The sequence below is a fragment of the Cellulomonas chitinilytica genome (genome assembly GCF_016862675.1).
In the GTDB taxonomy this organism is placed as follows: Bacteria; Actinomycetota; Actinomycetes; order Actinomycetales; family Cellulomonadaceae; genus Cellulomonas; species Cellulomonas chitinilytica.
The window spans coordinates 280,617-306,944 of sequence record NZ_BONK01000004.1; the positions used below are offsets into that span (position 1 = coordinate 280,617).

Consider the following 26,328-nt stretch of genomic DNA (forward strand, 5'->3'; position numbering starts at 1 on the left):
ATGACGCCCGGGATGTCACCTCTCATCCGGTACGCCGCCCACAGCGGAGCCGGAGAAGACGGCATCCACGCGCAACCGGAGGACATGATGACCATGCTGGAGACGACTGGGACCGTCGGGACCGTCACCGAGGCGCTCACGCGCCGCGAGCGGGTGGTCCTGGCAGAGCTGGCCGAGGACGTGACGCTCGAAGAGATCGCCACACGGCTGTTCGTGACGCGCAACACCGTGAAGTCGCAGGTGCGCAGCGTCTACCGGAAGATCGGTGTCTCCACCCGGTCCGAGGCCGTGGCCTGGGCCGTGGCGCACGGGATCCGCTGAGCCACATCAGACTCCTCCGCCAGACTTCTTCTCTGGGACGGCCCGGGCGACCGGGCCGTCGCCATGCCCCGGACGTCGGCAGCGGCACGGCGCCGACGGCGGCTGGCAGAATCTCCGCATGACCCCACCTGTGCTCGTCGTGGCGGCCGCGCTCGTCGACGACCTGGATGATCCGACAGCACTCCTCGCCGCCCGTCGAGCCGTTCCAGCCCGGCTCGCGGGGCGGTGGGAGTTCCCCGGCGGCAAGGTGGACCCGGGTGAGGCTCCGCAGGACGCGCTGCACCGGGAGATCCGTGAGGAGCTCGGTGTGCGGATCGCCCTGGGCGGCGAGCTCGTCGGCCCCGACGACGGGGCGTGGCGGCTGTCGGACGACTACGTGATGCGGCTGTGGCTCGCGGAGCTCGTCGACGGGACGCCGGCGCCGCTCGTCGAGCACGACGAGCTGCGGTGGCTCCCGGTCGGGCAGTGGCTGGACGTGCCCTGGTTGGATGCGGACGTCCGCATCGTGGAGGCGCTGGTGGCGCGCGTCAGCGACGTCATCGTCGGCTGAACGCGCGCGGCCTCACCAGCGGTGGTTCGAGTTGCCCGAGCAGACGGACCCGGTGCCCTTGCAGAGGGTGCACTCACCCTTCCAACGGATCCGGCCGGCGCCGTCGCACTTCGCGCACTGCTGGACCGCGGAGCTGCACTCCTCACACGTTGCCATCTCGGTGGCTCTCTTCCGTCGTACTTCGTTGGCGGACGCCGCTCGAGGTCGCGAGGGGTCCCGCGTCCATGCGTCGTGACTGAATCATCGGCATCTCTGCCGCGAAGATGAGAACGTACGGCGGTCGCGCGTAGGTCGGAGGTCCGTACCTCCGCGCGGGAGCGCTTCCATGTCCTGGATCGTCCCGTTCGTTCGGCCGTCCGGGTTCCGAGATCACCCGTTCGGCCCAGGCGCTCCTTCGCGCAGGTCGGGCTCACCGTAGCCCTCGAGGACGCCCGAGACCCGCATGTCGGCGGGCGAATCGACCCGCAGATAGCGGCGGCGCCCACACCGACGCGCTGACCACGCCCGCGCGCGGACGACGAAGGCCCCGGCCGCATCGTGCGGGCCGGGGCCTTCGGGTCGAGCAGGGTCAGAGCGTCGCGCGGACCGCCTTGGTCGCCTCGATGATGTGCTCGAGCGAGGGGGCGACCTCCTCGTAGCGACGCGTCTTCAGGCCGCAGTCCGGGTTGACCCAGAGCTGGTCGACGGCGATCGCCTTGACGGCCTCGGTGAGGAGCTCCTCGACCTCGCCCTCGGACGGGACGCGCGGCGAGTGGATGTCGTAGACGCCCGGGCCGACCGCACGCGGGTAGCCGGCCGCGTTGATGTCGCCGAGGATCTCCATCTTCGAGCGGGCCGCCTCGATGGACGTGACGTCCGCGTCGAGGCCGTCGATCGCGCCGATGATCTCGCCGAACTCCGAGTAGCACAGGTGCGTGTGGATCTGCGTGTCGTCACGGACACCGGCCGTGGCGAGGCGGAACGAGCGGACCGACCAGTCGAGGTAGGCCGCGTGGTCCTCCTCGCGCAGGGGGAGCAGCTCGCGCAGGGCGGGCTCGTCGACCTGGATGATCGCGATGCCGGCCGCCTCGAGGTCGGCGATCTCGTCGCGCAGGGCGAGGCCGACCTGGTTGGCGGTGTCGCCGAGCGGCTGGTCGTCGCGGACGAACGACCACGCGAGGATCGTCACCGGGCCGGTGAGCATGCCCTTGACGTGCTTCTCGGTGAGCGACTGCGTGTAGCTCGTCCAGGCGACCGTGATGGGCGCCGGGCGGGACACGTCGCCCCACAGGATCGACGGGCGCGTGCAGCGCGAGCCGTAGGACTGGACCCAGCCGTTCTGCGTCACGGCGAACCCGTCGAGGTTCTCCGCGAAGTACTGGACCATGTCGTTGCGCTCGGGCTCGCCGTGCACGAGCACGTCGAGGCCGATCTTCTCCTGCAGCTCGACGACGCGGCGGATCTCCGCCTTCATCTCGTCCTCGTACTGCTCGGCCGTGAGCTCGCCCCGGCCGAACGCGGCGCGGGCCACGCGGATCTCGGTGGTCTGCGGGAAGGAGCCGATGGTCGTCGTCGGCAGCGGGGGCAGGTCGAGGCGCTTGGCCTGCTGCTCCTTGCGCGACTCCCACGTGCCGCGGTTGAACGCGTCCTCGGTGAGGGCGGCGGCACGCGCGCGCACCTCGGGGCGGACGACGCCGGGAGCCGTCTTGCGGGAGTTCACCGCGTCCGTGGCGGCGAGGAGCTCCTCGTGGATCGCCTCGCGGCCCTCGGTCAGGCCCTCGGCGAGCGTGACGATCTCGAGGGTCTTCTGGTCGGCGAACGCGAGCCACGACTTCAGCGTCGCGTCGAGGTTCGGCTCGTCGGCCGTGTCGTGGGGGACGTGGAACAACGACGTCGACGTGCCGACCGTGACGGCGGCGGCGCCGAGGCCCTCGAGCTGCTCGAGGATCTGCAGCTTCGCGTCGAGGTCCGCGCGCCAGATGTTGTGGCCGTCGATCACGCCGGCGACGAGGGTCTTCGTCTCCAGGCCCGGGACCGTCTCGGCCGGCGCGTGGCCGCGGACCAGGTCGATGCCGATGGCCTCGACGTCGGTGGACGCGAGCACCGGCAGCGCCGCGCCCAGGTCGCCGTAGGGGGCCGCGACGAAGATCGCCGGGCGGTCCGTGAGGTCGGTCGCGAGCGCGCGGTACGCCTCGACGACGGCGGCGAGCAGCTGGTCGGCCGGCACCTCGATCGAGTCGGACACGAGGGCGGGCTCGTCGAGCTGCACCCACGTCGCACCGGCGGCCTTGAGGTCGCGCAGGAGCTCGGCGTAGACGGGCAGCAGGTCCTGCAGGCGGTCGATGGGCGCGAAGCCCTCCGGCGAGCCCTCGGCGGCCTTCGCGAGCGCGAGGTACGTGACGGGGCCGACGATGACCGGGCGGGTCAGCACGCCGTCGGCCAGCGCCTCGGTGAACTCGCGGACCGGGCGGTCGCTCGCGTAGCGGAACGCGGTGTCCGGGCCGATCTCGGGGACCAGGTAGTGGTAGTTCGTGTCGAACCACTTCGTCATCTCGAGCGGCAGGTCGTCGCCGCGGCCGCGGGCCACCGTCGAGTAGCCCGCGAGGTCCAGGCGGCCGTTCTCGTCGACCAGGTCGGCGAAGCGGGCCGGCACGGCACCGACCACGGCCGACGCGTCGAGCACGTGGTCGTAGAACGAGAACGCGCTCGGGATGGCGGGGACGTCGGTGCGCAGGCCGAGCTCGGCGAGGCGGGTGCGCGTGCGGCGGCGCAGGTCGGCGGCGACGGCCTCGACCTCGTCGGCCGTGGAGCGACCGGCCCAGAACGACTCGATGGCCTTCTTGAGCTCACGGCGCGGCCCGATGCGGGGGTAGCCCAGGACGGAGCCGGCGGGGAACGTGGGGGTGCTGGTCATGGTGGTGTCGGTCCCTCAGAGGTCGGTCGTGATCGGGTTCGTGTGACGCGGGGTCCGGGCCCCGCCGTCGAGGTCGGCGCCCTCGAGCAGGTCGAGCGCGGCGTGGTGCTGGTTGTACGTGTAGATGTGGACGCCCGGCGCGCCTCCGTCGAGGACGCCCTGGACCAGGTCGACGCTGGCGCGGATGCCCCGGCGGTGCCGGTCGAGCTCGTCGTCCGCGGCACCGAGCAGGTCGAGCAGCGTCGCCGGCACCTGCACGCCGGTGAGCTCCTGCACGCGCAGCAGCCGGGCCGGGTCGGTGGTCGGGATGATGCCGGGGATGATCGGGATCGTGACGCCCGCCTCGCGCGCCTCCGCGACGAGCCCGAGGTAGGCGTCGGCTTCGTAGAACACCTGCGTGATGGCGAAGTCGGCCCCGGCCTGCTGCTTGGCGAGCAGGCTGGCCACGTCCTGGGCGCGGGTGCCCCCGGTCGCCGCGTTGCCGCGCGGGAACGCCGCGACGGCCACCGACAGCGGTCGGACCCGGGAGCGCATCGCCTGCGACGGGCTCTGGGCGCAACGCTCCTGCTCGAGCGTCCGGAGCAGCTCGACGAGCTCGCTCGCGGTGTGCAGCCCGTCGGGGTGCGGCTGCCAGGCGGCCTGGTCCGTGGGCGGGTCGCCGCGCAGCGCGAGGAACGAGCGCACGCCCTCGTCGAGGAACTCCTCGACGATCGTCGTGATCTCCGCGCGCGACGTCCCGACGCACGTGAGGTGGGCGATCGGGTTGAGGGACGTCTCGCGCAGCAGCCGCCTGACGAGCTGGCGGGTCGTCGTGCGCGTCTTGCCGGCCGCCCCGTACGTGACGGAGACGAAGTCGGGGTGAGCGGCCTCGAGCGCCTGGATGGTGGCCCACAGCCGCGGTGCGGCGTCGGGGTTGCGCGGGGGGAACAGCTCGAACGAGACGGTCGGCCGGTCCACCGCGGCACGGGGTCGCGGCGACTCGGCGACATGGACGCCGGGCACGCGCTCGCTCGCCGTCGCGGCGCTCACCGGTGACACCGGTGGGTGCAGGGTCGGGGGTCACGCACGAACATGTCTCACTCCATCGACCCTGGCGGAAGCACCCACACCCTCGTCGGGGAGGGGGGTTGCTGCGGCGTCGTCGAGCCAGGTCTCTCGGCCGCTCTGGATGGTTGCGGCGATGCTAATCGCCGGATCACATGGTGGGCAACCGTTCTCGTCTGTCGAGACGAGAACGTCCGCGAGGTGCTCCGCGCCGATCTGGCGCCGTCACAGGTCGTCACCCGGACGGCCTAATCCCACACCACGCCAGTCACTGTCAATATGACTCGCGACACGTCCAAGCCGCTGACGCGTGGTCCGGTTTGCCCCTAGCGTCGAACCGGCCGGAGTGACGGTCAGTCCGCTGGGAGACCCACGGGCCCCAGCCACACAATGAATGGTCGAGGTGGATCTGTGAACAAGGTGTCGAGAGCTGCCGCTGCAACGGTTCTTGCGGCAGGAATGGTGTGGGGTGCGGCTGGCGCAGCGAACGCCACGATCACCAGCCCCGGCGGTGGCACGTGGGATTCCGGCGCAAGCGCGAAGCTCGTCTGGTCCGACTACCACCACCCGAGCAAGACGCACCGGTCTTCTGTCGTGGGTGAGATCTACTACACGAGCGACTGGACGGCGCCCGGGCTGTGGTCCTACGCCGCCACGTACGCGAAGCTCTCCGGGAACAAGGCGTACTGGGACGTCAAGTAGTCACGCCCTCGACGGGTCCGGCGGCACACCACGTGCCGCCGGACCCGTCGGTGCTTCACATCCGCACGAGATCTGGAGACGCATGCGCACCGAACGACGGACGGTCATCGCCGGAGGTCTGATCCTCCTGTCGCTGGTCGTCTCCGCCTGCGGGGGTCCCGGCGACGATCCGGGCGACAGCCAGGCCCCACCCACCTCCGCGACCGTGGACGTGCCGGACTTCTCCGGCCCGTACGCCGCCGAGTTCGCCGAGACCTACCGGTCCGCGTCGTCGGACTTCGTCCGCTCCGCCCTCGAGGACGAGCAGATCTCCGACGCCGAGTTCGCCGAGATGACCGAGCGGTTCCGTCAGTGCCTCGCGGACGAGGGCATCGAGTTCATGGGATTCGACGGTGACGGCTACCAGACGTCCCTCGCTCCCCACGGCGGTGACACGCACGAGATCGTCTCAGGATGCGCCACCGAAAGCGGACAGGACGCCATCGGAATGCTCCGCGACATCATGACCGTCAATCCCGAGCACCGCGACATCCCGGCGGCCATGGCGGAATGTCTGGTCGGTGAGGGTGTGGTTTCCCCGGGATACGGTGCCGACGACTACGACGCCGACATGGCGGGCCGGTTCGCAGACCCTGCCAATATTTCCCAGGAATTGAAGGACGCGCTCATCTCGTGCTCGCGCGATCCGTTGGGAATCCTGGGTGAGAAGTAGGACGATCACGCCCACGCGGGTGGGCCTCACGATCATCGGCGCCGTCGCCCTCGTGGCGACCGGCGTGCTGACGGGCGTCGCCTACACGACGCATGCCGTGCCGACGGGTCTGCAGCCCGCGGTCGACGCCTCGGTGTTCCCGGTCTCCGCGACGGCCTTCGACGACGCGCGACCCGTCAAGCTGTCCGTGACCCGCGGGCCGAAGATCGCCCTGACCGCTCCCGTCGACGGCAGGGTCACGCGGTTCGCGTGCTCCCCGGGGGCGTCCATCACGTCCGGGACCTCACCGCTCGCGCTGGACGGTGCGCCGGTCATCGCCCTGGCGACCTCGACCCCGCTGTGGCGGGACCTGGCGATCGGCGACAAGGGCGACGACGTGACGGCCCTCCAGCAGGAGCTGGCACGGCTCGGCTACACCGCGGCGGTGACGGGGAAGGTCGACAGGGCGACGCTGCGGGCGTTCACCCGGTTGCGGGAGTCCGTCGGCGAGAAGGTGGAGCCGTCGGCCCAGGGGTCGATCGGCGGCGTCCTGTGGCTGCCCGCGGTCACGACCGGCATCGAGTCCTGCCCGGTCGCCGCGGGCAGCACCGTCACCGCCGGCGACGACGTAGCCACGGTGCCCGGCGCCCTGCTGAATGTGTCGATCATCGACCTCCCGCTCGACCTGGTCGACGGCGCACGCGTCCTGACGGTCGACGGGACGAGCGTGCCGTTCGTCCCGTCGACCGCCACCGCCGACCCGGCGACGCTGTCCGCGCTCGACGGTCTTCCGTCCCTCGGGGTGCAGGAGGAGGGCGACGAGCCGGTGAACGCGAAGCTCGTGCTCTCCTCGCCGATCCAGGTCTCCGTCGTCCCGCCCTCGGCGGTCTTCGGGTCGGCCGAGCAGTCCTGCGTCATGTCCGCCGGGCGCCCGACGAAGGTCCAGGTGGTCGGGTCCGAGCTCGGACAGTCATTCGTCCTCGTCGACGGACCGGCCCCGCAGGACGTCGACGTCACCCCGCCCGAGGACGCGGCGTGCGGGTAGACGTCTCAGGACTCGGGCATCGGTTCGGAGACCGGCCGTGGCTCTTCCGAGGTCTCGACCGGACGTTGCACCCGGGACGCGTCTACGCGCTCACCGGCCCCTCCGGCTCGGGGAAGAGCACGCTCCTCGCGATCCTGGCCGGGTGGATGACCGCGCGTGAGGGCAGCGTCGAGCATCGCCACGTCGACGACGTCGGGTGGGTGTTCCAGAATCCGCACGGGACGCCGCGACGCACGGCGATCGATCACGTCATGTTCCCGCTCCTGGCCGGCGGCGCTCGGGTGCGGGAGGCCGAGGCGGTCGCACGAGGTCTCCTGGAGCGGTTCCGGCTCGTCGACGTCGCCGACCAGCAGTTCCGCCGCCTCTCCGGCGGGGAGGGGCAGCGGCTGATGCTGGCCCGGGCCGTCGCCGCGCAACCGCAGCTCCTCCTGGTCGACGAGCCCACCGCGCAGCTCGACCTCTCGACCGCTCGCGAGGTCAACCAGGCGATCTCCCGGCTGGCCTCACCCCGGACCATCATCGTCGTCGCCACGCACAACCCGGAGACCCGGGACTCGTGCACCGACCATGTCGACCTCGGCGAGCACCAGGACGCGACCCGCGCCGGTGGCCGATGAGGGTCGAGGCGATCCTCCGCGAGGCGTGGCGCAACGTCTCCTCCGGCACGGTCCGAGCCGTTGCGCTGTCGCTCGTCCTGACCGCCCTCGGCCTGACGGCGGTCGCCGCAGAGTTCAGCTTCGTCTCCGGGGTCGAGCGGGAGGCCCAGGAGTTCCGGGACTCCGGCGGCTCGATCATCACGGTGCTGGCGCCCGGCCGCGTCGACGGCGCCCGGTGCGACGGCCTCGCGAGCGTCCGTGGTGTGCGGGCGGCCGGGGCGCTCGCTGTGCTCCACGACGAGCGCATCACCGCCGTGGCGCTCCCCGGAGCACCGCTCGCGCACGGCCGCGCCAGCGCAGGGTTCCCGGCTGTTCTCCGTGCCGAGACGGACGGCGGTCCCGGACTCATCCTGTCCGGAGACGCCGAACGCCTGCTGGACGCCACGGTCGGCGACGGTCTGCGGACGACGGACGGCACGACTCGGGTGTCCGGCGTCTACGAGTACCCCAGGGACGGCCGGCGTGACGGATACGGCTACATGGCGCTGGAGACCGACGGCTCCTCGACCGCCTTCGACGAGTGCTGGGTGGACGTGTGGCCGCAGGACGCCGCGATGAGGTCGCTGATCCTCACGACCCTGCGCCCGGGGACCGGGACCGACGACGAGCAGCCTGAGGTCGCGCCGCTGAACCTGACGCACGGCCTCGGGTTCGAGGGGTACACCCGGTACCGCGACAGGATCACTCGCTGGGCGGGGGTCGGGATCGGTGTCCTCACCGCGATCATCAGCTTCGTCGCGCTGCGTGCGCGCCGGGTCGAGATCGCCTCCGCGCTGCACGACCGGGCCTCCCGGATCGACCTGTGGGCCGTCACGTTCACCGAGACGCTGGTGTGGGCGGCGCCCCCGGTCGTCTTCTGCACGGTCGTGAGCGCGACCGTCTTCGCGGCCCGTGGCGAGCTCGTCGTCGGTGTCGTCCTCGGAGCACGCGTCGCGATGCTCATCGCTGCCGGTGCCGTCCTCGGCGTGGCGACCGCGCTGCTCGCGACCCGCGAGCGAGACCTGTTCCTCTACGCGAAGGACAGGTGACCGCGAGATGGCACGGGCCGCCTCACCGACCGGAAACAGGTCGCCGAGGGGTGGGCCGCCCGGGAGAGGATGGGCGCATGTCAGCCACGGTCCAGGTGAAGGGTGTCAGCGCGGGGTTCGGGGACCGGGAGCTGTTCTCCGGTGTCGACCTCGTCGTCGCGCCCGGTGACGTCGTCGGGCTCGTCGGCCCGAACGGCGCCGGCAAGTCGACGCTGCTGCGCATCCTCGGCGGGCATCGGGCTCCCGATGCCGGCGCGGTCGCGGTCTCCCCGCCGCAGGCGCAGCTCGGGTACCTGGCGCAGGAGATCGAGCGGGTCCCCGGGGAGTCGGTGCGGGAGCACCTCGGTCGGCGCACCGGTGTCACACCCGCGCACGAGGCGATGGACGCGGCCGCGCACGCCCTCGCGGCCGGCGAGCCGGGCGCCGACGACACGTACGCGGACGCCCTGGAGCGGTGGCTGGCGCTCGGTGGCGCCGACCTCGACGCGCGGCTGGGCACCGTCGCCGACGACCTCGGCCTGAGCGTCGACCTCGACCTGGAGATGACCGCGCTGTCCGGGGGGCAGGCCGCGCGCGTCGGGCTGGCCGCGCTGCTGCTGTCCCGGTACGACGTGTTCCTGCTCGACGAGCCGACGAACGACCTCGACGCCGACGGGCTGGAGGTCCTGGAGGACTTCGTGCGGCGGGCCGAGGCACCGATCGTGCTGGTCAGCCACGACCGCGAGTTCCTGTCCCGCACGGTCACCGCGGTCGTCGAGATCGACCGCAGTCTGCAGCGGGTGTCCGTGTACGGGGGGTCGTACGACTCCTACCTGGAGGAGCGCTCGATCGCCCGGCGGCGGGCGCGCGAGGCGTACGAGGACTACTCCGGGCGCCTCTCCGAGCTGCAGGCCCGCGCGCGCCGGCAGCGTGCGTGGATGGAGAAGGGCGTCCGCAACGCCCGGCGCAAGGCCACCGACAACGACAAGTTCATCCCGGCGTTCCGGGCCGAGTCGGCCGAGAAGCAGGCGGCGAAGGCACGTCAGACGGACAAGATGATCGACCGGCTCGAGGTCGTCGAGGAGCCGCGCAAGGAGTGGCAGCTGCAGCTGACGATCGCCTCGGGCCCGCGGTCCGGTGACGTGGTCGCGGTGGCCCGGGCGGCGTCGGTGACCCGCGGGGACTTCACGCTCGGGCCCGTCGACCTGCAGCTCGACCGGCAGGACCGCGTCGCCGTCACGGGGCCGAACGGCTCGGGAAAGACGACGCTGCTGGCGCTGCTGCTCGGCCGGCTCGCTCCGACGTCGGGGGCGGTCTCGCTCGGGTCGGGGGTGCTCGTCGGGGAGGTGGACCAGGCCCGTGAGGCCTTCGAGGGGCCGGAGTCCCTGGTCACCGCGTTCGCGCGCGAGGTGCCCGACTGGACGACGGCCGACGTGCGGACGCTGCTCGCGAAGTTCGGGCTCGGCGGCGACCACGTGCACCGGCCGGCCGCCTCGCAGTCGCCCGGTGAGCGGACGCGCGCGGCGCTCGCGCTGCTGCAGGCCCGCGGTGTGAACCTGCTCGTGCTGGACGAGCCGACGAACCACCTGGACCTGCCCGCGATCGAGCAGCTCGAGCAGGCGCTCGACGCCTTCGACGGGACGATCCTGCTGGTCACGCACGACAGGCGCATGCTCGACACGGTCCGGCTGACGCGCCGCTGGCACGTCGAGGACGGCCGCGTCACGGAGGTCACGCCCGACTGACGGCGGGCGGGTGCGTCAGCGGGTGCGGCGGTTGTTGAGGCTGCCCGCGGGACGGGTGCGGTTGCGCTGCGTCGGCACGTCGAACCACGAGTTGGGGTGACCCGCCGGGACGGCGTCCAGCCCCTCCCGGACGGCAGCCAGGATCTGGGCGTCGGGGTCCGTGGGGACCCGCAGGGCGTCCTCGGCCGCACGGATGGCGTCGAGTCGCCCCTCAGGCTCGGGCATCTCGCTCATAGGGGTGGACTGTAGTCGGGGCGTCGTGATCTGCCGATATCCGGCGAGCCGCTTCACCCAACCCGTCACCCCGTGGGAGTAGCCGCCCGGGAGCAGCGGTCATCGGTCGGCGAGGGCGACCGGGCAGCTCGCGAGGTGGTCGTCGACGAGCCCGCAGGCCTGCATCGCGGCGTAGGCGGTCGTGGGCCCGATGAACCGGAACCCGAGGCTCTTGAGCTCCTTGGCGAGCGCCTTCGACTCGGGCGTGGAGGCGGGGACGTCGACCCAGGTCGACGGCCGGACGTGCCCGGCGCGGTCGGGTGCGTGCGACCAGATGACCTCGTCGAGCGTGCGTCCGGACTCGTGCAGCGCGCGCAGCGCCCGGGCGTTCGCGATGGTGGCCTCGATCTTCGCGCGGTTGCGCACGATGCCCGCGTCGGCCATGAGGCGTGCGACGTCGTCGTCCCCGTACTGCGCGACGACGTCGGCGTCGAAGTCCGCAAACGCCGCCCGGAACGCGGGCCGCTTGCGCAGCACGGTGATCCAGGCGAGGCCCGACTGGAACCCCTCGAGGGCCAGCCGCTCGAACAGGGCGTGCTCGCCGTGGACGGGCTTGCCCCACTCCTCGTCGTGGTACTGCTCGTAGAGCGGGTTGCCGTCGCCGAAGCAGCGGCCGGCCGGGTGGTGCGGGAGCGCCGTGGTCATGACGTGAGTGTGCCGGGGCGGTCCGACACGGCAAGGATCTCGGCGGCGTCCGGGGAGCCGGGCGGCAGCGCGGCGGGCTGTGGGTGGCTCGACGCACGGGCGATGAGCTGCTCGATGCCGTCCAGCAGGAGCACGGTGCCGAACCCGAGGGTCTCCTCGTCGTCCGCCACCGGCGCCTCGTCGAACGCGCCGCCGTCGACCGCGCGCAGCAGCGCGGGGTGCGTGCCCCGGTCGGCGAGCATCCGGATCACGTCGCCCATTGCGGCCACCTCGTCCGTCGTCGCCCGCGCGCGCTCGGTCATCGCCGCGACCAGCCGGAGCTCTTCGAGCATGTGGCTCGACAGCGCGCCGACGGCCAGCAGCTTCTCGGCCTCGGTCAGCGGCACATCGTCGAGCGCCGCGAGCATGGCCTCCATCCACGTGAGCCGGTTAGGGCCGAGGGTGTGCAGCACGGACGTCGTCTGCGCCATCCACGGGTGCGCGCGCAGCACCGGCTGCGACAGGGCGACCAGCAGCTCCAGCCGAGCGCGCCAGTCGCCGACCTCGGGCCCGACGGACGGCGCCCGGCCGCCCGCCCGGTCCGTCATGAGGGCGAGCACCTCGTCCTTCGAGGCGACGTACCGGTAGAGCGACATCGTCGTGAAGCCCAGCGACTCCGCCAGCCGAGCCATCGACACCGCGCCGATCCCTTCCGCGTCGGCCAGCGCGATGGCGGCGTCGGCGATCTGCTCGAGCGTGAGGCCGGGGCGCGGCCCGCGTCGGGCGGGCTCGGGGGTGCGCCACAGAACCGCGACGTCGGCGGGGAGCCGGCTCAGGTCCGTCGGCTGGACCGGCGGGGCGCCGTCCTGCTCGGCGCGCTGCGCCTGCCGCCGGGCGTTCTCCGCCTCGCGGGCCGCCCGCTGCTGGGCCAGGGCCGCCGCGCGCTGGGCCTTCTCGGCCTCGCGCAGCGCCCGACCGGCCTCACGGGCCGCGTCGCGGGCGGCGCGCTCGCGCTCGTTCTTGCGCCGCTCGGCCTCCTTGACCTGCTCCTGCTCGGCCCGTTCGCGCTCGCGGAGGATGTTCTGCTCGGCCTTCGCCAGGTCGCGCTCGCGGCGCTCGGCGTCCTGCCGGCGCCGGGCCTCGTCACGCTCGGAGTCTCGCGCGGCCTTCTCCCGGTCCTTCTGGGCCTTCTCGGCCTCTCGACGGGCGAGGCGCTCGGCCTTCTCGCGGTCACGGCGCAGCGCGTCGGCCTCCCGACGGGCGTCCTGGTCCTGCTGCTCGTCCACGCGTACCTCCTTGACGGCCGATCCTATAACTGTGTATGACTTACACACACAGTTTACGTCATACACAGAAGGGGACACCGAGATGACTGCTCCCGTCGTCGTCGCCCGGGGCCTGCGCAAGGCCTACGGCGACGTGACCGTGCTCGACGGCGTCGACCTCGACGTCGGCCGCGGCGAGGTGCTCGCCCTGCTGGGCCCCAACGGCGCCGGCAAGACGACCACCGTCCGGATCCTGTCCACGCTCCTCAAGCCCGACGGCGGCACCGCGCACGTCGCCGGCGCCGACGTGCTCCGCGACCCCGGCCGGGTCCGGGCCGCGATCAGCCTCACCGGGCAGTACGCGGCGGTCGACGAGCTGCTCACCGGAGAGGAGAACCTGCGGCTCATGGCCCGGCTGGCCCACCTGCCGTCGCGGGAGATCCGCACGCGGTCCGCCGACCTGCTCGAGCTGTTCGACCTCACCGACGCCGCCCGCCGCGTCGTCAAGACCTACTCCGGCGGCATGCGTCGCCGGCTCGACCTCGCCGTCAGCCTGCTGAGCCGCCCCCAGGTCGTCTTCCTCGACGAGCCGACCACCGGCCTCGACCCGCGCAGCCGCAACGACCTGTGGGACGTCATCCGCGACGTCGTCGCCGGCGGCGCGACCGTGCTGCTCACCACGCAGTACCTGGAGGAGGCCGACCAGCTCGCCGACCGGATCTCCGTCATCGACCACGGCCGGATGATCGCCGAGGGGACCGCATCCGACCTCAAGCGGTCGGTCGGGTCCGCGCACGTCGAGGTCGTGCTGCGCTCCGGGGCCGCCGAGCAGCTGCCCACCGACGGGTCCGTGCCCGACGTGCGGCGGATCCTCGCCGACATCGAGCGGCGCGGCGTCGACGTCGAGAGCTGGCAGGTCCGCTCCCCCACGCTCGACGACGTCTTCCTCACCCTCACCGGCCGGCCCGCGGACGCGTCCGACGCGCTCGTCGGCGCCTCCACCTCTCGGGAGTCCTGATGACCGCCACCGCGCTCGCCCCTGCACCCCTGACGACCCGCGTCCCGCGCGGGCAGGTCACCCGCGACACCAACGCCCTCATCTGGCGCTGCGTGCGCCGGTCGACCCGGCAGGTCGACTCCGTGTTCATCTCGGTGCTGCTGCCCGTGATGCTGCTGCTGATGTTCGTCTACGTGTTCGGCGGGGCCATCGACTCCGGGGGCGACTACGTCGACTTCGTGGTGCCCGGCATCATCCTGCTCACCGCCGGGTACGCCGCCGCGAACACCGCCGTCGAGGTCGCGACCGACACGACGAACGGCATCATGGACCGCTTCCGGTCGATGCCGATCCGCGCGACCGGCGTCCTCACCGGCCACGTCGTCGCGAGCATGATCCGCAACGCCGTCTCCACCGCGCTCGTCATCGGCGTCGCGTTCCTCGTCGGGTTCAGCCCGCACGCGTCGGCCCTCGAGTGGCTCGGTGCGCTCGGCATGATCGCGTTGTTCGTGCTGGCCCTCACGTGGGTCGGCGTCGCCATCGGGCTCGTCGCGTCCGGGCCCGAGGCGGCCAGCGGGTTCACGTTCGTCATCCTGTTCGTGCCCTACCTGTCCTCGGCGTTCGTGCCGATCGACACCATGCCCTCCGTGCTGTCGACCATCGCCGAGTACAACCCGATCACGCCTGTCACCGACACCGTGCGGGGGCTGCTGCTCGGGATGCCCGTCGGGTCCGCCGCGTGGCAGGCGATCGTGTGGCTCGGCGCGATCTTCGTCGTGGCCCGGGTCGCGTCGGGGGTGCTGTTCCGCCGGGCCGCCTGACACCCGTGCTGGACGACGCCCGCCCGTGGACCCGTGCCGCGGGCGGGCGACCGCGTGTCGGCCGGCCGGTCCGGCGGCTCGCTCACCATCCCGCCCAAACGGTGCATATGCCGCGCTGAGCACGGACATACTCCTCGCGTGGCACCTGAGGTGGGAACGCCAGAGACCGGCGAGAGATCGATACAGCGCGGGTCGGCGCGAGAGTCCGACTCCTGGTTCGACCAGATGGTCGTCGACCTGCGACCCGACCTCGACGCGTATGTGCGCCGACGAAGCGGCCACTGCGACATGGACGACGTGGTCTCCGCGGTCCTGAGCGCTGTGTGGACGGTCGGGGAGCGCATGCCCGCCGATGCCGGCGAGCGTCGGGCATTCGTCTTCGGGGTCGCCAGGAACAAGCTGGTGGACTTGTCGCGGTCCCGTGCTCGTGCGGCCCGAGCAGCGACGATGCTGCGTCCGCTCCGCGCGGGCGTCGTCGACGATCCCGCCGAGCTCGTCGTTCTCACCGACACCGCCGGGCGGATGGTCACGCGGCTGCCCGCAGCCGAGCGTGACGCGATGCGGCTCACCCTCGCCGGGTTCTCGGCCTCTGAGGGGGCAGCGGTGCTCGGGTGCACGCCGTCCGCGTTCTCGAGCAGGGTGGAGAGGGCGCGCCGCAGGATGCGCTCGTGGTGGGACGACGACGGCGTCGCCGAGCCCGGCGCCGGGGCCCGTCGGCGTGAGTGTGAGGCACCTCACTGAATCGTGGGGTGACGGGTGGCCGACCTCCAGCGATGTGTGGGCGAGCCCCGGAGAACCACTGGGGTGCCATCCGCAGGAAGGGGAACGTCGACATGGTTCGACGACTTATCGGCATCGGCGCGGTCTTCGCGACCTTGGCGGGCGCAGGCCTGGTCACGGCCGGCGCTGCCGACGCGGCCTACACCGACTGCCCGGTCGGCCGCGCGTGCATCTGGGGAGACAGCCAGTACCAGACCGGCGGCAACGGAGCGTCGCTCCTCAGCTTCTTGTACTCGTACGAGAACTTCGGTCGCGGCACCTACCCGGGCACGACCAGGAACGGCAACGACTCTGCGTCGTCGGTCGTCAACAGGGGGCGGGGCGACTACGCGCTCTTCTACTACGACAACTACTGCCAGGTGCAGGTCTTCACCCTCCAGCCGAACGGGGAGCGTGACCCGGACCTCAGCAACGGGATCTCGACGAACTCCTTGTACAAGGTCGGCCCCGAGGTGAACGACAACCTCACCGGCGCGAAGTTCTTCGGCCAGGTCTGCAACCCGTGACGTCGTAGTACCGGTGCGCGGGTGCCACCCGAGAGGTGTCACCCGCGCACCTCCCGTAGGCGCAGAACCGAGTGAGTGGACCAAGGAGCAGGCGTGGATCGTCGTATTGCCGTCGTGGCGGCCGCAGCAGCAGTGATGGGCCTCGCGGCCTGTTCGTCCCCCGGCGACGCGGAGCCGCATGCCGACGTCGAGTCGATGTTCACCAAGAACGTGGCTCACTGGGTGATGCCGCTGGACTCCTTCGTGCTGGCGCCCGAGTCGCCGAAGCAGTCCACGGCGCGGTGGGCGCTCGTGCGCACGTGCATGGTCGACAAGGGCCACACCGACTACCCCGCGCCGCCCTACTCCTCCGACGTGGACTCGCAGACCCGCAACTCGTCGTCGCGGATCCTCTTCGACGGGCCGAGAGCGGCGCGCTGGGGCTATCGCGACGAGCCGATCGTCGACCCCGACGTGCTGCAGGCCGCTCACGCCCAGCTCGACGCCATCGCCGACGCGGCGCCGGCCGACTTCGAGTCGTGCGACGACTCGGCGGCGGACGCGATGGGCCCGCCACCGCAGAGCACGCTGGACGTGGCCGCGGTCGGGGTCGGTGCCTACGCCGCAGCCAAGCAGGACCCCGCGGTCCTCGCGGCGGTCGACACGTGGAAGAAGTGCATGGCACCCCAGGGCGTGGTCGACCTGCCCGACGACCCGTACGCCATGCCCTCCGACTCCTTGCGGACGCGTTTCGGCTGGTCGTCCGACGCACGCCCGTCGCAGGCAGGGGCCGACGAGATCGCTGTCGCGACCGCCGACGCGGCCTGCCGCGAGTCGAGCGGGTTCACCCAGGTGCGCTACGACGCCGAGTGGGACCGCCAGCTCGCCCAGGTCGAGGACAACCTTGCTGCGCTCGAGCGGGCGAAGGAGGCCTGGGACGACTACGAGGCACGGCTCGACGGGTTGATCGCCGCCAATGGGGGCTGACGGGACGGCACCGGAGGGTCGCCGACCGCGCCGGGTGAGCGCGACGGCCGCTGGTACTGCGGCCGTCGTCGTCATGGCGATGTGCATCGGCGCCGGATGGGCGCTCGCGCACCGCTTCGAGTCGCCGGAGCAGAGGCAGGCCGCCGCGACGCCGCCGGCCCCGCTCGACGTCGTCGTGCAGGTGCGCGCGGGTGTGCTGGAGGAGCAGACGACCGCCGTGGCAGATGTCGGCGACGCGGCGACCACGTCGGTCCGGGTGACGGGAGCCTCCGGGCTCTCGGTGGTGACGGCCGCACCGCTCGCACCTGGGGCGAGCGTCGTCCCAGGCACGGTGGTGCTCGAGGTCAACGGGCGCCCCGTGTTCGCACTCCCCGGCGCGTTTCCCTTCTACCGCGACCTGTCGACAGGTGACACGGGGCCGGACGTCGAGCAGCTGCAGCGCGCACTGAAGGGCCTGGGCCACCTGCGTGGTCGGACGACGGGCACCTTCGACGCCGCTACCGAGGCTGCCGTCCGGCGGATGTACAAGGCGGCGGGCTACGACCCCGCGCTCGTGGCGGTGACTCCGCCGGCCGTCGAGACACCCGCGCAGGGAGCGGACGGTGCACCGCAGGACGAGGCGTCGGCAGCGGACGGTGCACCCCAGGACGAGGCGCCGACGGGGCAGGAGGTTCCGACGGCCGCCACGCCTGCAGCCACCACGGTGCCGTTGAGCGACCTCACCGTGGTGACGGACCTGCCACAGTCCTTCGTCACGGGACCAGGAGTGGGCGCCGTTCTCACCGCCGAGAGCGTGTACGTGCTCTCGAACGGTGCCCTGACGTCGTCGAGCGCCGTCCCGGCGGGCATCGCGCTGCAGATGAAGCCGGGCAGTGCGGCGACTCTGGTCGACGCCGAGGGCACCACCGTCGTCGGCCGTGTCGGCCCGGCCGTCCAGGACGGGGCCGACGGAGCGATGCGCGTGTCATACCTGACCGAGGCGGCACTCCCCGCGTCGTGGAGGGGAACGCAGGTCATCGCCACGGTCACGCTCGAGACCGTCGGTCAAGAGTCGCTGATCGTGCCCAACCGTGCCGTCGTCACCGCTGGTGGCGGCGCCCTGACGGTGCTTCGGCGCACATCGGGGAACGAGTTCGCCAGCGTCCCTGTGAAGCGCCTGGGTGCGCTGGCGGGCCAGAGCGCCATCACCCCTGTCGAACCAGGTGCGCTCAAGGCGGGCGACGAGGTCCGGGTGCGCTGACGATGGCAGATCTCGAGCTGAGCGACGTCACCCAGACGTTCGGCGGTGACTCTCCCGTGCGCGCCCTCCGAGGGGTGTCGTTGACGATTCGCCAAGGCGAGTTCGTCGCGATCGAAGGGCCCTCGGGCAGCGGGAAGTCGACGCTCCTCAACCAGCTGGCGCTGCTCCAGGCACCGACCAGCGGCGACTACCTCATCGACGGGGTGTCGATGACCCGGGCGAGCGAGCGCCGGCGCGCCCGCGCGCGCAGCAGGCTGTTCGGCTTCGTGTTCCAGTCGTTCCACCTCCTCGACGCCAGGCCCGTCGTGGACAGCGTGGAGCTCGGCCTCTTCTACCGCGGGGTGCCGGCTCGCGAGCGTCGGCGGCGGGCCCTCGAGGCGCTCGCAGCCGTCGGGCTCAGCGACAAGGCGTGGCGCCTCGCTCGTCATCTCTCGGGCGGTGAACGTCAGCGCGCGGCGGTGGCCCGCGCGCTCGCGGTCGGCGCCCCGTTGATCGTCGCGGACGAACCCACAGGCAACCTCGACAGCCGGACGAGCGCATCGGTCATCGGCCTGCTGTCCGCGTTGTCGGAACAGGGACGCACGGTCGTGCTCGTCACTCACGACCATGACGTCGCCGCCGCGACGCCACGCCAGCTGGTCATGCGGGACGGCTGTCTCATCTCGGACTCCGGGCACGCAAGGGTCGACCTGGCTGACGAACCTGCCGGGATCCAGACCGCACCTGGACGTGACAGCCATGTGCGAGCGGTCGACCTGTGGGTGGACGCGCTTCGCTCGCTCGCCGCACGACCGGGGAAGACAGGTGCGCTGGTGGTCGCGGTCGGCGTGGCGGTGGGCCTCGCGATCGCGACGCTGGGCATCTCCGAGACGGCGGCAGGGCAGGTGTCGGACCGCTTCGACGCAGACCGGAACGTCGAGGTGACGGTCGTCGACAAGGGAAGGGCCGTGGATCCGTTCGTCCCTGCGGGTCCTGCCGAGGTCGCGGCGCGGCTCGGGCAGCTCACCGGGGTCCAGGCCGCCGGGGCGCTGGTCGACTACGGCCACCACGTGTCCGCAGGTGCGGGAGACCGAGGGGTCTCGACCGGACAGGTCTACGCGGCCACCGACGGGACCATCGAGGCGGCACGGTTGGAGGTCGACTGGGCGGCCCGCTCGCACGTGCTCGGCCCCGGGCAGGCGCTGCTCGGCACGTATGCAGCCGAGGAGCTGGACATCGGTCCGCTCGACGCCGGCGCGGTGGTCGCCGTCGACGGCCGCGAGCTCGAGGTCGTGGGTGTCATCACCAGGTCGCCGCGCGAGGAGAACCTGCTCGCGGCAGTCGTCCTCACCGACGCCGACGCGAACCGGCTGTTCGCGCCGCACGGCGACGTCGCCCAGCTGATCGTCACCGTGCCCGGAGCCGCACCGCAGGTCGCCCGCCAGGCGCCGCTCGTGGTGCGGCCGACGGATCCCGAGGCGGTGACGGTGGTCCTTCCGCCCGATCCGCAGCGCCTGCGCGCCGGAATCGAGTCGGACCTGCGTACGACGCTCCTCGTGCTCACCGCGGTGGCCGTGCTCGCGTCGGTCGTCGGCCTGGCGAACTCGATGGTGATGTCCGTGATCCATCGGTCGGCCGAGTTCGGGCTTCGCCGCGCGATAGGGGCGCGTCGAAAGCACGTGGTCCTCGGTGTCATCTCCGAAGCCATGCTGATCGGTCTGGCCGGGGCGCTCATCGGCCTGTTCCTCGGGATCGCAGCGGTGCTGGCGACGACCATCGCACAACGGTGGCAACCAGTGCTCGATCTGCGCCTCGTTCCGGTCGCGATCGCGACGGGCGTCGTCGTGGGTGGCGTCTCGGGCGTCGTCTCGGCCTTGCGTGCGGCCCGGATCCAGCCCGCCGACGCGTTGCGCACCTGAGCCGGGCCGACGGTCGGCGCGTTCTCGGCGTTGCGGCGCAGCGCAGGGCGGCGAGCGTGCGTCACCCGTCCGAGTCGGCTCGATCCCCGTGGTCGGCGTCGGCGCGGACATGCACCACGAGCTGCTCGGGCCAGGCGCCGGAGCCGAGGTCGGTCGTCGAGAGGGCGGCCGACCCGAGGAGCTTGGTGTCAGGCATGAAGTGGACCGTCGTGCCGGTGCGGCCGTCTGAGTCGACCGGCACGAGGTCGGTGACCGGGATCCCGTGCTCGTACCGCTGGGTCCAGGCGCCGTCGCGGCGGTGGTTGGTGTGCACGAGCCAGGCGCTGAGCGCGGCGACCACCGACATGCCGCGTCGGGGGTGGCCGTCCGGGAGCGGCGGCGCGTCGGGGGCGTCGAAGAACCGCAGGTCCTTGGTCGCCATGACGGGCTTCCTGATCGGCGTCCCGTCGGGGCCGAGGCGGGTGTCGGTGCCGCGCCCGTCGTCGCCGACGGACACCGAGCCGTCGGCGTGGAGCGTCACGACGCATCGACCGCTGCCCGTCTCGACGGCTTCCTCCGCCGGGTAGGCGATCGTCTCGAGCACGAGGTGCAGCAGCCCGCCCGGGGCGTACCTGGTGGGGTCGGCGCGCACCGTGTCGAGGTGCGCCACGTCCACGGTCGCCGCCCAGTCGTGCGTCGTGTTCTGCCACATCGTCGTGCTCGTCTCATCTCGTCGGGGTCCGGGCAGAGGGCCGAAAGGGCGGTCACGGCAGGGCGGCGAGGGCCTTGCGGATGCGCGTCGGGGAGACCGGGACCGGGGTGCCGAGCTGCTGGGCGAACAGGCTGACGCGCAGCTCCTCGACGAGCCAGCGCACGTCGTCGACCGCGGCCGCGCGGTCCGTGCCCGGGCGGGCCGCGGCCGCCGCGTCGTCGACGAGCTGCTCGACGTCGTGCACCTGCCAGGCGAGGTCGCCGTCCCGCTGCGGGTTGCCCGCCGCCTTCTCCAGCCGGACGCGGGCGGCCCGCAGGTACCGGGCGACGTGGGGGAGCCGGTCGGCGCCGACCTGCGAGACGAACCCGTCGTGCACCAGCCGGACGGACCGCTCGCGCAGGTCCTGGACCGTGGACAGCAGGGCCAGGCTCGCCGAGCGGCGCAGGTCCGCGTCGAGCTCGCGCCAGGCGGACAGGACGGCGACGAGGTCGGTGACGACCGTGTGGACGGCGTCCTCCAGGCCGACGCGGACCGCGGTGCGCAGGGCCGTGTAGGCGTCGGCGTCGCGGACGTCCACCGGGGTGCGGTCGCCGAGGTGCGCGCGCACCAGGCGGTCGATCGCGGCGAGCTGCACATCCGTGACCAGGGCGTCCGTGCTCGGGTACGGGCTCGCGGCGAGCGTGAGGGCCTGCGTGCCGGTCCATCTCGTCGTGATGCGGGCGGGCTGCAGGCCGACATCGAGGAGCAGGAGGCGGCGCAGGCCGAGGCGCGCGGCGGCCGGGCGGGCGCTCTCGTCGGCCAGGGAGCGGACGGCCACCGACGTGCCCTCGTCGACGAGCGACGGGAACGCGCGGACCTGCGGGCCGGCGTCGAGGACCTCGGGCAGGCGGCCGTCCCGGAGGTCGGTGGGCCAGGTGCGCAGTCCGGCGCGTTCGAGGGTGACGAGGGGCGCGGCGTTCGACGATGACGGCGCCGGTGCCGTCGCACGGGGCGTCGTACCGACGGCAGTCGACGGGACCTGCGGGCTCGTCGGCCGGGCGGCCGATCCCGCCGCCCTGGCCTCCTCCATCGCCGCCCGGACCGCCGTCCGCACGGCCGAGTCGACGGCCTCCTGCGTCCGGGCCGCGAGCCGGCGCTGCAGCACCTGCAGGTCCTTGCCCTCGTCGACCACTCCCCCGCGGTCGCCGACCACCCGGAAGGTCATGCGCAGGTGGGCGGGCAGGCGGTCGTCGTCGAACGCGTCGTCGGGCACGTCGACGTCGCGCAGCTCGCGGACGGCCCGGCGGAACATCTCGCGGAACGACGGCGCCGCGTCCCCCGCGCGGACGGTGTCCTCCCACGACGCGGTGTGCGCCGCGAGCCACGCCTCGACGCCGCGGGCGACGTCCGGAGCGGGCACGAGCTGCACGCGCACGGGCTTGGGCAGCGAGCGGATCGTGGCGGTGACGAGCTCCTCGCGCAGGCCCGGGACCATCCACCCGAAGCCGTCGGGCGTGAGCCGCGCGAGCGCCGTCAGCGGGATGTGTACAGTCACGCCGTCCGCTTCTGTACCAGGCTGGAACTGGTAGGTCAGCGGCAGGCTCAGGTCGCCCTGCAGCCAGCGGGACGGGAACGCCGACTCGTCGATCGCGTCCGCGCCGCCGCCGACGATGAGCTCCCGCGTGAACGTGAGCAGGTCCGGGTCGCGACGTCGGGCCGTCTTCCACCACTGGTCGAAGTGCCGGGCGGACACCACGTCGTCGGGCACGCGCTCGTCGTAGAACGCGAACAGCACGTCGTCGTCGACGACCAGGTCGCGGCGGCGGGCGCGGGCCTCCAGGCCCTCGGCCTCGGCGAGGAGCCGGCGGTTCTCGTGGAAGAACGCGTGGTGCGTCGTCCACTCGCCCTGCACGAGGGCGTGCCGCAGGAACAGCTCGCGGGCGTGCTCCGGGTCGACCTTGGCGAACAGCACCCGCCGCTGCGCCACGATCGGCACGCCGTACAGCAGCACCTTCTCGAACGCGACGGCCGCACCCTGCTTCGTCGACCACGCCGGCTCGGAGTAGGTGCGCTTCACGAGGTGCGCGCCGACCTCCTCGGCCCACTCCGGCTGGATGCGTGCCGCGTCGCGGGCCCACAGGCGCGACGTCTCGACGAGCTCGGCGGCCATGACCCATGCCGGGGGGCGCTTCGCGAGGCCGGAGCCCGGGAAGATCGCGAACCTGGCGCCGCGGGCGCCGAGGAACTCGTTGCGGGCGCGCCGGTCGGGCCGGCCACCGGCGCGCGACCCGCCGCGGGCCGGGGCCGCGACCTCCGTCGCCTCCTGCATGCCGATCTGCGACAGCAGCCCGGACAGCACGGCGACGTGGATCCGGTCGGCGTCCCACTCGAGCCGCAACGCGCCACGCACGGGCTGGTCCGCCGGGGCGGGCGCGTCGGCGGCGGGTGCCTGCGGCCGCGGCGGCTCGACCCGGATGCCGAGCGGCTTCGCGAGCTCGCGCAGCTGCGTCACCACGTCCTGCCACTCGCGGATGCGCAGGTAGTTGAGGTGCTCGGACCGGCACAGCCGCCGGAACGCGTTGCCGGACAGGTCCCGCTGCTGCTCGCGCAGGTACATCCAGAGGTTGAGGTACGCGAGCAGGTCGGACGTCGGGTCGGCGAACCGGGCGTGCAGCTGGTCGGCCTTGTCGCGCTCCTCGGCCGGGCGCTCGCGCGGGTCCTGGATGGACAGCGCGGCGGCGATGACCATGACCTCGCGCGCGACGCCGCGGTGGCCGGCCTCGACGATCATCCGGGCCAGGCGAGGGTCCATCGGGAGCTGGGCGAGCGCGCGTCCGGTGTCGGTGAGCCGGGTGGTGCCCTCGACGGTCTCCAGCGCGGCGAGCTCGGTGAGGAGCTGCACGCCGTCGCGGACCGCACGGACGTCCGGCGGGTCGACGAACGGGAAGCCCGTGACGTCGTCCGGCGAGGCCGCGACACCGACCGCGATCATCTGCAGGATCACCGACGCCAGAGATGTACGAAGGATCTCCGGCTCGGTGTACATCGGTCGGGACGCGAAGTCGTCCTCCGAGTACAGCCGGATCGCGATGCCGTCCGCGACACGGCCGCAGCGGCCCGAGCGCTGGTTCGCCGACGCCTGCGAGATGGGCTCGATCGGCAGCCGCTGCACCTTCGTCGCCTTCGAGTACCGGCTGATCCGCGCGGTCCCTGGGTCGACGACGTACCGGATGCCCGGCACCGTGAGCGACGTCTCCGCGACGTTCGTCGACAGCACGACGCGCCGGTGCGGGTGCCGCTCGAACACCCGGTGCTGCTCGGCCGCCGACAACCGGCTGTACAGGGGGAGGAGCTCGACGGCTTGCGGGTGCCGCGGGTCCGTGACCCGCGCGCCCAGCGACGTCCGCAGCGCGTCCTCCGCGTCGCGGATCTCCCGCTCGCCCGAGAGGAACACGAGGATGTCGCCCGGCCCCTCGGCGGCGAGCTCGTCGACCGCCTCCGTCAGCGCCGTCATGAGGTCGCGGTCCTCGGTCGCCTTCTGCCGGGTGCGCCGGGGCGCGTCGCCCTCGGGGACCTCGACGTCCGGGGACAGCGGCCGGTACCGGACCTCCACCGGGTACGTGCGGCCCGTCACCTCGACGACCGGGGCCGGGACGCCGTCGGGGTGCTCGTCCGTCGGCGGCCCCGCGAAGTGGCGGGCGAAGCGGGCCGAGTCGATCGTGGCCGACGTGATGACGACCTTGAGGTCCGGGCGGCGGGGGAGCAGCCGCGTGAGGTACCCGAGGATGAAGTCGATGTTGAGCGACCGCTCGTGCGCCTCGTCGATGATCAGCGTGTCGTACGACAGCAGCAGCGGGTCGCGCTGGATCTGCGCCAGCAGGATGCCGTCCGTCATGACCTTGACGAGGGTGTTCTCGCTCGACTCGTCCGTGAACCGCACCTGGTACCCGACGAGCTCGCCGAGCGTCGTGCCGACCTCCTCGGCGATCCGCTCCGCGACGGACCTCGCCGCGATCCGGCGGGGCTGCGTGTGGCCGATCTGCCCCGCCCGGCCGCGGCCCAGGTCGAGGGCGATCTTCGGGAGCTGCGTCGTCTTGCCCGAGCCCGTCTCACCCGCGACGACGACGACCTGGTGGTCGCGGATCGCGGCGGCGATCTCGTCGCGCCGGGCGCTGACCGGGAGCTGCTCGGGGTAGACGATCGCGGGCAGGACCACCGCCTCGCGATGAGCCGCGGCACGGGCCCGACGGGCGGCGGCGCGGTCGTCGTCCTGGCGCGGCGGGCGCCCCCCGCGTCCAGGCGTGCTCGCACGGGCCGCACGGTCCCCGGCCGGAGCACGGTCGGTCCGTCGTCGCGCGCCGCTGCCTCGTCGTCCGGAGCCCTCCCGCCGAGGCGCACCGGACCGCGCAGCGCCGTCGGGTCGAGGCCCGTCGCCCGGGGTGCGCCCGTCGCCCGAGCCGTGCGGCTCGGCGGGGGAGGCGGCGGAACTGGTCACGACGACCGATTCTCCCAGGTGCCCCGGCGAGGTCGCGCGCGTATTCGCGCCGGGCGCAGTCCCGCGGGCTCCCGTCCGTCCGGGAGAGGGCGCGAATACAGTGGCGCGCATGAGCGACGACGCCCCCGCCCAGGCCGCGACAGACGGTGAACGGCGCGCGCTCGCCGCGCTCGAGGCGTCGTCGATCGCCTTCACCGTCAGCCGCCACGGACCCGTGCGGTCGCTGGCCGAGGCGGCGCAGACACGCGGCATCGAGCCGTCCGGGATCGTCAAGACGATCGTCGTGCGGCGCGGGGACGACGACTTCCTGTTCGTGCTCGTCCCCGGCGACCGGACCATCTCGTGGCCCAAGCTGCGGGCGCTGCTCGGCGTGAGCCGGCTGTCGATGCCCGACGCGGCGACGGCGAAGGACGTCACCGGCTACGAGCGCGGCACCATCACGCCGTTCGGGTCGCTGCGCGACTGGCCCGTCGTCGCCGACTCGCGGATCCCCGGGCGCCCGGTGTCGATCGGGGGCGGGGCGCACGGGGTCGCGGCGACGGTCGACGGAGCCGACCTGGCGAAGGCCCTCGCCGCGACGGTCGCGGACGTGACCGACCCGGAGTGAGGGGTCGGCGCGGTCAGTGCGGGACGAACGCCGTCGGCCGCATCGTGAGGATCACCCGCACCGGTGCGTCCGGCGGGTCGTACGACGTGCCGTACCGGGTCATCAGCGAACGGTAGAACGACGCGTCCTCGTCGTCCGGCTCGATGCTCTCGACGACGCCGCGCACCTCGAGCGAGCGGTACGGGTTCTCCGGGTCGTGGATCGAGAGGGCGACCCGCGGGTCCGCCAGGAGGTTGCGGTACTTCTGCCGCGTCGTCGTGTGCGTGAAGCGCAGGACGTCGCCGTCGCGGACGAACCACATGGTGCTGGACTGCGGCGCGCCGTCGGGTCCGAGGGTGGCGAGGTGCGCGTACAGGGGGCGGTCCAGCAGGTCGGCGTGACTGGCGGGGAGCTCGGTGCGGGCCATCCGGAGACGTTATCGGGACCGACGACATCCGGCCCCCGGATGTGTGGGAAACGGAGGAATCGGGCCGATTCGGGTCGCGCGAGCGATACTTACCGGTACGGTCATGGCGCCGGTCCCGAGAAAGCG

24 protein-coding genes and 1 riboswitch are annotated in these 26,328 nt (G+C 72.7%); of the genes, 16 read left to right on the top strand and 8 right to left on the bottom strand.

All coding sequences use genetic code 11. The features are described from left to right. Positions 1-87 precede the first annotated feature (87 nt). Together Cch01nite_RS07825 and Cch01nite_RS07830 are read left to right on the top strand one after the other, a co-directional pair. Positions 88-321, top strand: coding sequence for a helix-turn-helix domain-containing protein (locus Cch01nite_RS07825; RefSeq protein WP_203750779.1), 234 nt, complete (start codon positions 88-90; stop codon positions 319-321). A gap of 118 nt (positions 322-439) precedes the next feature. Then, positions 440-871 carry a (deoxy)nucleoside triphosphate pyrophosphohydrolase gene (locus Cch01nite_RS07830; protein ID WP_203750781.1) on the top strand — a complete coding sequence of 144 codons (432 nt, stop codon included), beginning with the start codon at positions 440-442 and terminating at the stop codon, positions 869-871. Positions 872-1,439: 568 nt separating this feature from the next. Here Cch01nite_RS07830 and metE read toward each other — a convergent pair. Both metE and Cch01nite_RS07840 read right to left on the bottom strand, forming a co-directional pair. After that, the gene (gene metE, locus Cch01nite_RS07835) at positions 1,440-3,764 is read right to left on the bottom strand and encodes a 5-methyltetrahydropteroyltriglutamate--homocysteine S-methyltransferase (protein ID WP_203750783.1); all 2,325 of its coding nucleotides are present in this window, start codon (positions 3,762-3,764) and stop codon (positions 1,440-1,442) included. Between the two features lie 15 nt (positions 3,765-3,779). Next, the gene (locus Cch01nite_RS07840) at positions 3,780-4,793 is read right to left on the bottom strand and encodes a methylenetetrahydrofolate reductase (protein WP_239070038.1); all 1,014 of its coding nucleotides are present in this window, start codon (positions 4,791-4,793) and stop codon (positions 3,780-3,782) included. Between the two features lie 49 nt (positions 4,794-4,842). Beyond that, positions 4,843-4,939, bottom strand: a riboswitch (SAM riboswitch). Between the two features lie 328 nt (positions 4,940-5,267). On the opposite strand from Cch01nite_RS07840, the gene Cch01nite_RS07845 reads away from it, so the two are divergent. From Cch01nite_RS07845 to Cch01nite_RS07870, 6 genes are all read left to right on the top strand, one after another. Continuing rightward, positions 5,268-5,510, top strand: coding sequence for a lactococcin 972 family bacteriocin (locus Cch01nite_RS07845; protein WP_203750786.1), 243 nt, complete (start codon positions 5,268-5,270; stop codon positions 5,508-5,510). Positions 5,511-5,592: 82 nt separating this feature from the next. Next, positions 5,593-6,222, top strand: a complete 630-nt coding sequence (locus Cch01nite_RS07850) for a hypothetical protein (protein WP_203750789.1) — start codon at positions 5,593-5,595, stop codon at positions 6,220-6,222. Then, on the top strand, positions 6,212-7,246 hold the full coding sequence (locus tag Cch01nite_RS07855) for a peptidoglycan-binding domain-containing protein (protein ID WP_203750792.1): 1,035 nt from the start codon (positions 6,212-6,214) through the stop codon (positions 7,244-7,246). The genes Cch01nite_RS07850 and Cch01nite_RS07855 overlap by 11 nt, the downstream gene beginning before the upstream one ends. Further along, entirely contained in the window at positions 7,237-7,863 is a 627-nt protein-coding gene (locus Cch01nite_RS07860) for an ATP-binding cassette domain-containing protein (protein ID WP_203750795.1), read from the top strand. The genes Cch01nite_RS07855 and Cch01nite_RS07860 overlap by 10 nt, the downstream gene beginning before the upstream one ends. After that, positions 7,860-8,930, top strand: coding sequence for a hypothetical protein (locus tag Cch01nite_RS07865; RefSeq protein ID WP_203750798.1), 1,071 nt, complete (start codon positions 7,860-7,862; stop codon positions 8,928-8,930). Before Cch01nite_RS07860 ends, Cch01nite_RS07865 begins: the two co-directional genes overlap by 4 nt. Positions 8,931-9,007: 77 nt before the next feature. Continuing rightward, on the top strand, positions 9,008-10,654 hold the full coding sequence (locus tag Cch01nite_RS07870; RefSeq protein WP_203750801.1) for an ABC-F family ATP-binding cassette domain-containing protein: 1,647 nt from the start codon (positions 9,008-9,010) through the stop codon (positions 10,652-10,654). 15 nt (positions 10,655-10,669) lie between these two features. Here Cch01nite_RS07870 and Cch01nite_RS07875 read toward each other — a convergent pair whose 3' ends face one another. From Cch01nite_RS07875 to Cch01nite_RS07885, 3 genes are all read right to left on the bottom strand, one after another. Beyond that, entirely contained in the window at positions 10,670-10,888 is a 219-nt protein-coding gene (locus Cch01nite_RS07875) for a hypothetical protein (RefSeq protein WP_203750804.1), read from the bottom strand. Positions 10,889-10,987: 99 nt separating this feature from the next. Further along, the gene (locus tag Cch01nite_RS07880) at positions 10,988-11,572 is read right to left on the bottom strand and encodes a DNA-3-methyladenine glycosylase I (RefSeq protein ID WP_203750807.1); all 585 of its coding nucleotides are present in this window, start codon (positions 11,570-11,572) and stop codon (positions 10,988-10,990) included. After that, positions 11,569-12,837 (bottom strand): TetR/AcrR family transcriptional regulator C-terminal domain-containing protein, encoded by a 1,269-nt coding sequence (locus tag Cch01nite_RS07885; protein WP_203750810.1) that lies wholly within the window; start codon positions 12,835-12,837, stop codon positions 11,569-11,571. Before Cch01nite_RS07885 ends, Cch01nite_RS07880 begins: the two co-directional genes overlap by 4 nt. Before the next feature lie 82 nt (positions 12,838-12,919). Here Cch01nite_RS07885 and Cch01nite_RS07890 point away from each other — a divergent pair, with 82 nt between their 5' ends. The 7 genes from Cch01nite_RS07890 to Cch01nite_RS07915 all read left to right on the top strand — a co-directional run bounded on the left by Cch01nite_RS07890 (position 12,920) and on the right by Cch01nite_RS07915 (position 20,024). Continuing rightward, on the top strand, positions 12,920-13,834 hold the full coding sequence (locus Cch01nite_RS07890; protein WP_203750813.1) for an ATP-binding cassette domain-containing protein: 915 nt from the start codon (positions 12,920-12,922) through the stop codon (positions 13,832-13,834). After that, entirely contained in the window at positions 13,834-14,634 is an 801-nt protein-coding gene (locus Cch01nite_RS07895) for an ABC transporter permease (RefSeq protein WP_203750816.1), read from the top strand. Before Cch01nite_RS07890 ends, Cch01nite_RS07895 begins: the two co-directional genes overlap by 1 nt. Positions 14,635-14,772: 138 nt before the next feature. Beyond that, positions 14,773-15,375, top strand: coding sequence for an RNA polymerase sigma factor (locus tag Cch01nite_RS07900; RefSeq protein WP_203750818.1), 603 nt, complete (start codon positions 14,773-14,775; stop codon positions 15,373-15,375). Between the two features lie 92 nt (positions 15,376-15,467). Beyond that, on the top strand, positions 15,468-15,920 hold the full coding sequence (locus Cch01nite_RS07905; RefSeq protein ID WP_203750840.1) for a peptidase inhibitor family I36 protein: 453 nt from the start codon (positions 15,468-15,470) through the stop codon (positions 15,918-15,920). Between the two features lie 93 nt (positions 15,921-16,013). Further along, complete coding sequence (locus Cch01nite_RS07910) at positions 16,014-16,886, top strand: hypothetical protein (RefSeq protein ID WP_203750869.1); 873 nt, start codon at positions 16,014-16,016, stop codon at positions 16,884-16,886. Positions 16,887-16,920: 34 nt separating this feature from the next. After that, the gene (locus tag Cch01nite_RS22695) at positions 16,921-18,126 is read left to right on the top strand and encodes a peptidoglycan-binding domain-containing protein (protein WP_239070041.1); all 1,206 of its coding nucleotides are present in this window, start codon (positions 16,921-16,923) and stop codon (positions 18,124-18,126) included. A 2-nt stretch (positions 18,127-18,128) separates the two neighbouring features. Then, positions 18,129-20,024, top strand: coding sequence for an ABC transporter ATP-binding protein/permease (locus Cch01nite_RS07915; protein WP_239070109.1), 1,896 nt, complete (start codon positions 18,129-18,131; stop codon positions 20,022-20,024). Between the two features lie 61 nt (positions 20,025-20,085). On the opposite strand, the gene Cch01nite_RS07920 is transcribed toward Cch01nite_RS07915, so the two are convergent. Together Cch01nite_RS07920 and hrpA are read right to left on the bottom strand one after the other, a co-directional pair. Beyond that, positions 20,086-20,715, bottom strand: coding sequence for an ATP-binding protein (locus Cch01nite_RS07920; RefSeq protein ID WP_203750882.1), 630 nt, complete (start codon positions 20,713-20,715; stop codon positions 20,086-20,088). A 52-nt stretch (positions 20,716-20,767) separates the two neighbouring features. Next, positions 20,768-25,300: an ATP-dependent RNA helicase HrpA gene (gene hrpA, locus Cch01nite_RS07925; protein WP_203750889.1), complete on the bottom strand. Its 4,533-nt coding sequence runs from the start codon at positions 25,298-25,300 to the stop codon at positions 20,768-20,770. On the opposite strand from hrpA, the gene Cch01nite_RS07930 reads away from it, so the two are divergent. Next, complete coding sequence (locus Cch01nite_RS07930) at positions 25,299-25,796, top strand: aminoacyl-tRNA deacylase (RefSeq protein ID WP_203750891.1); 498 nt, start codon at positions 25,299-25,301, stop codon at positions 25,794-25,796. The genes hrpA and Cch01nite_RS07930 overlap by 2 nt on opposite strands. 13 nt (positions 25,797-25,809) lie before the next feature. Here Cch01nite_RS07930 and Cch01nite_RS07935 read toward each other — a convergent pair whose 3' ends face one another. Next, positions 25,810-26,202 carry a PPOX class F420-dependent oxidoreductase gene (locus Cch01nite_RS07935; RefSeq protein ID WP_203750894.1) on the bottom strand — a complete coding sequence of 131 codons (393 nt, stop codon included), beginning with the start codon at positions 26,200-26,202 and terminating at the stop codon, positions 25,810-25,812. Between the last annotated feature and the right edge of the window lie 126 nt (positions 26,203-26,328).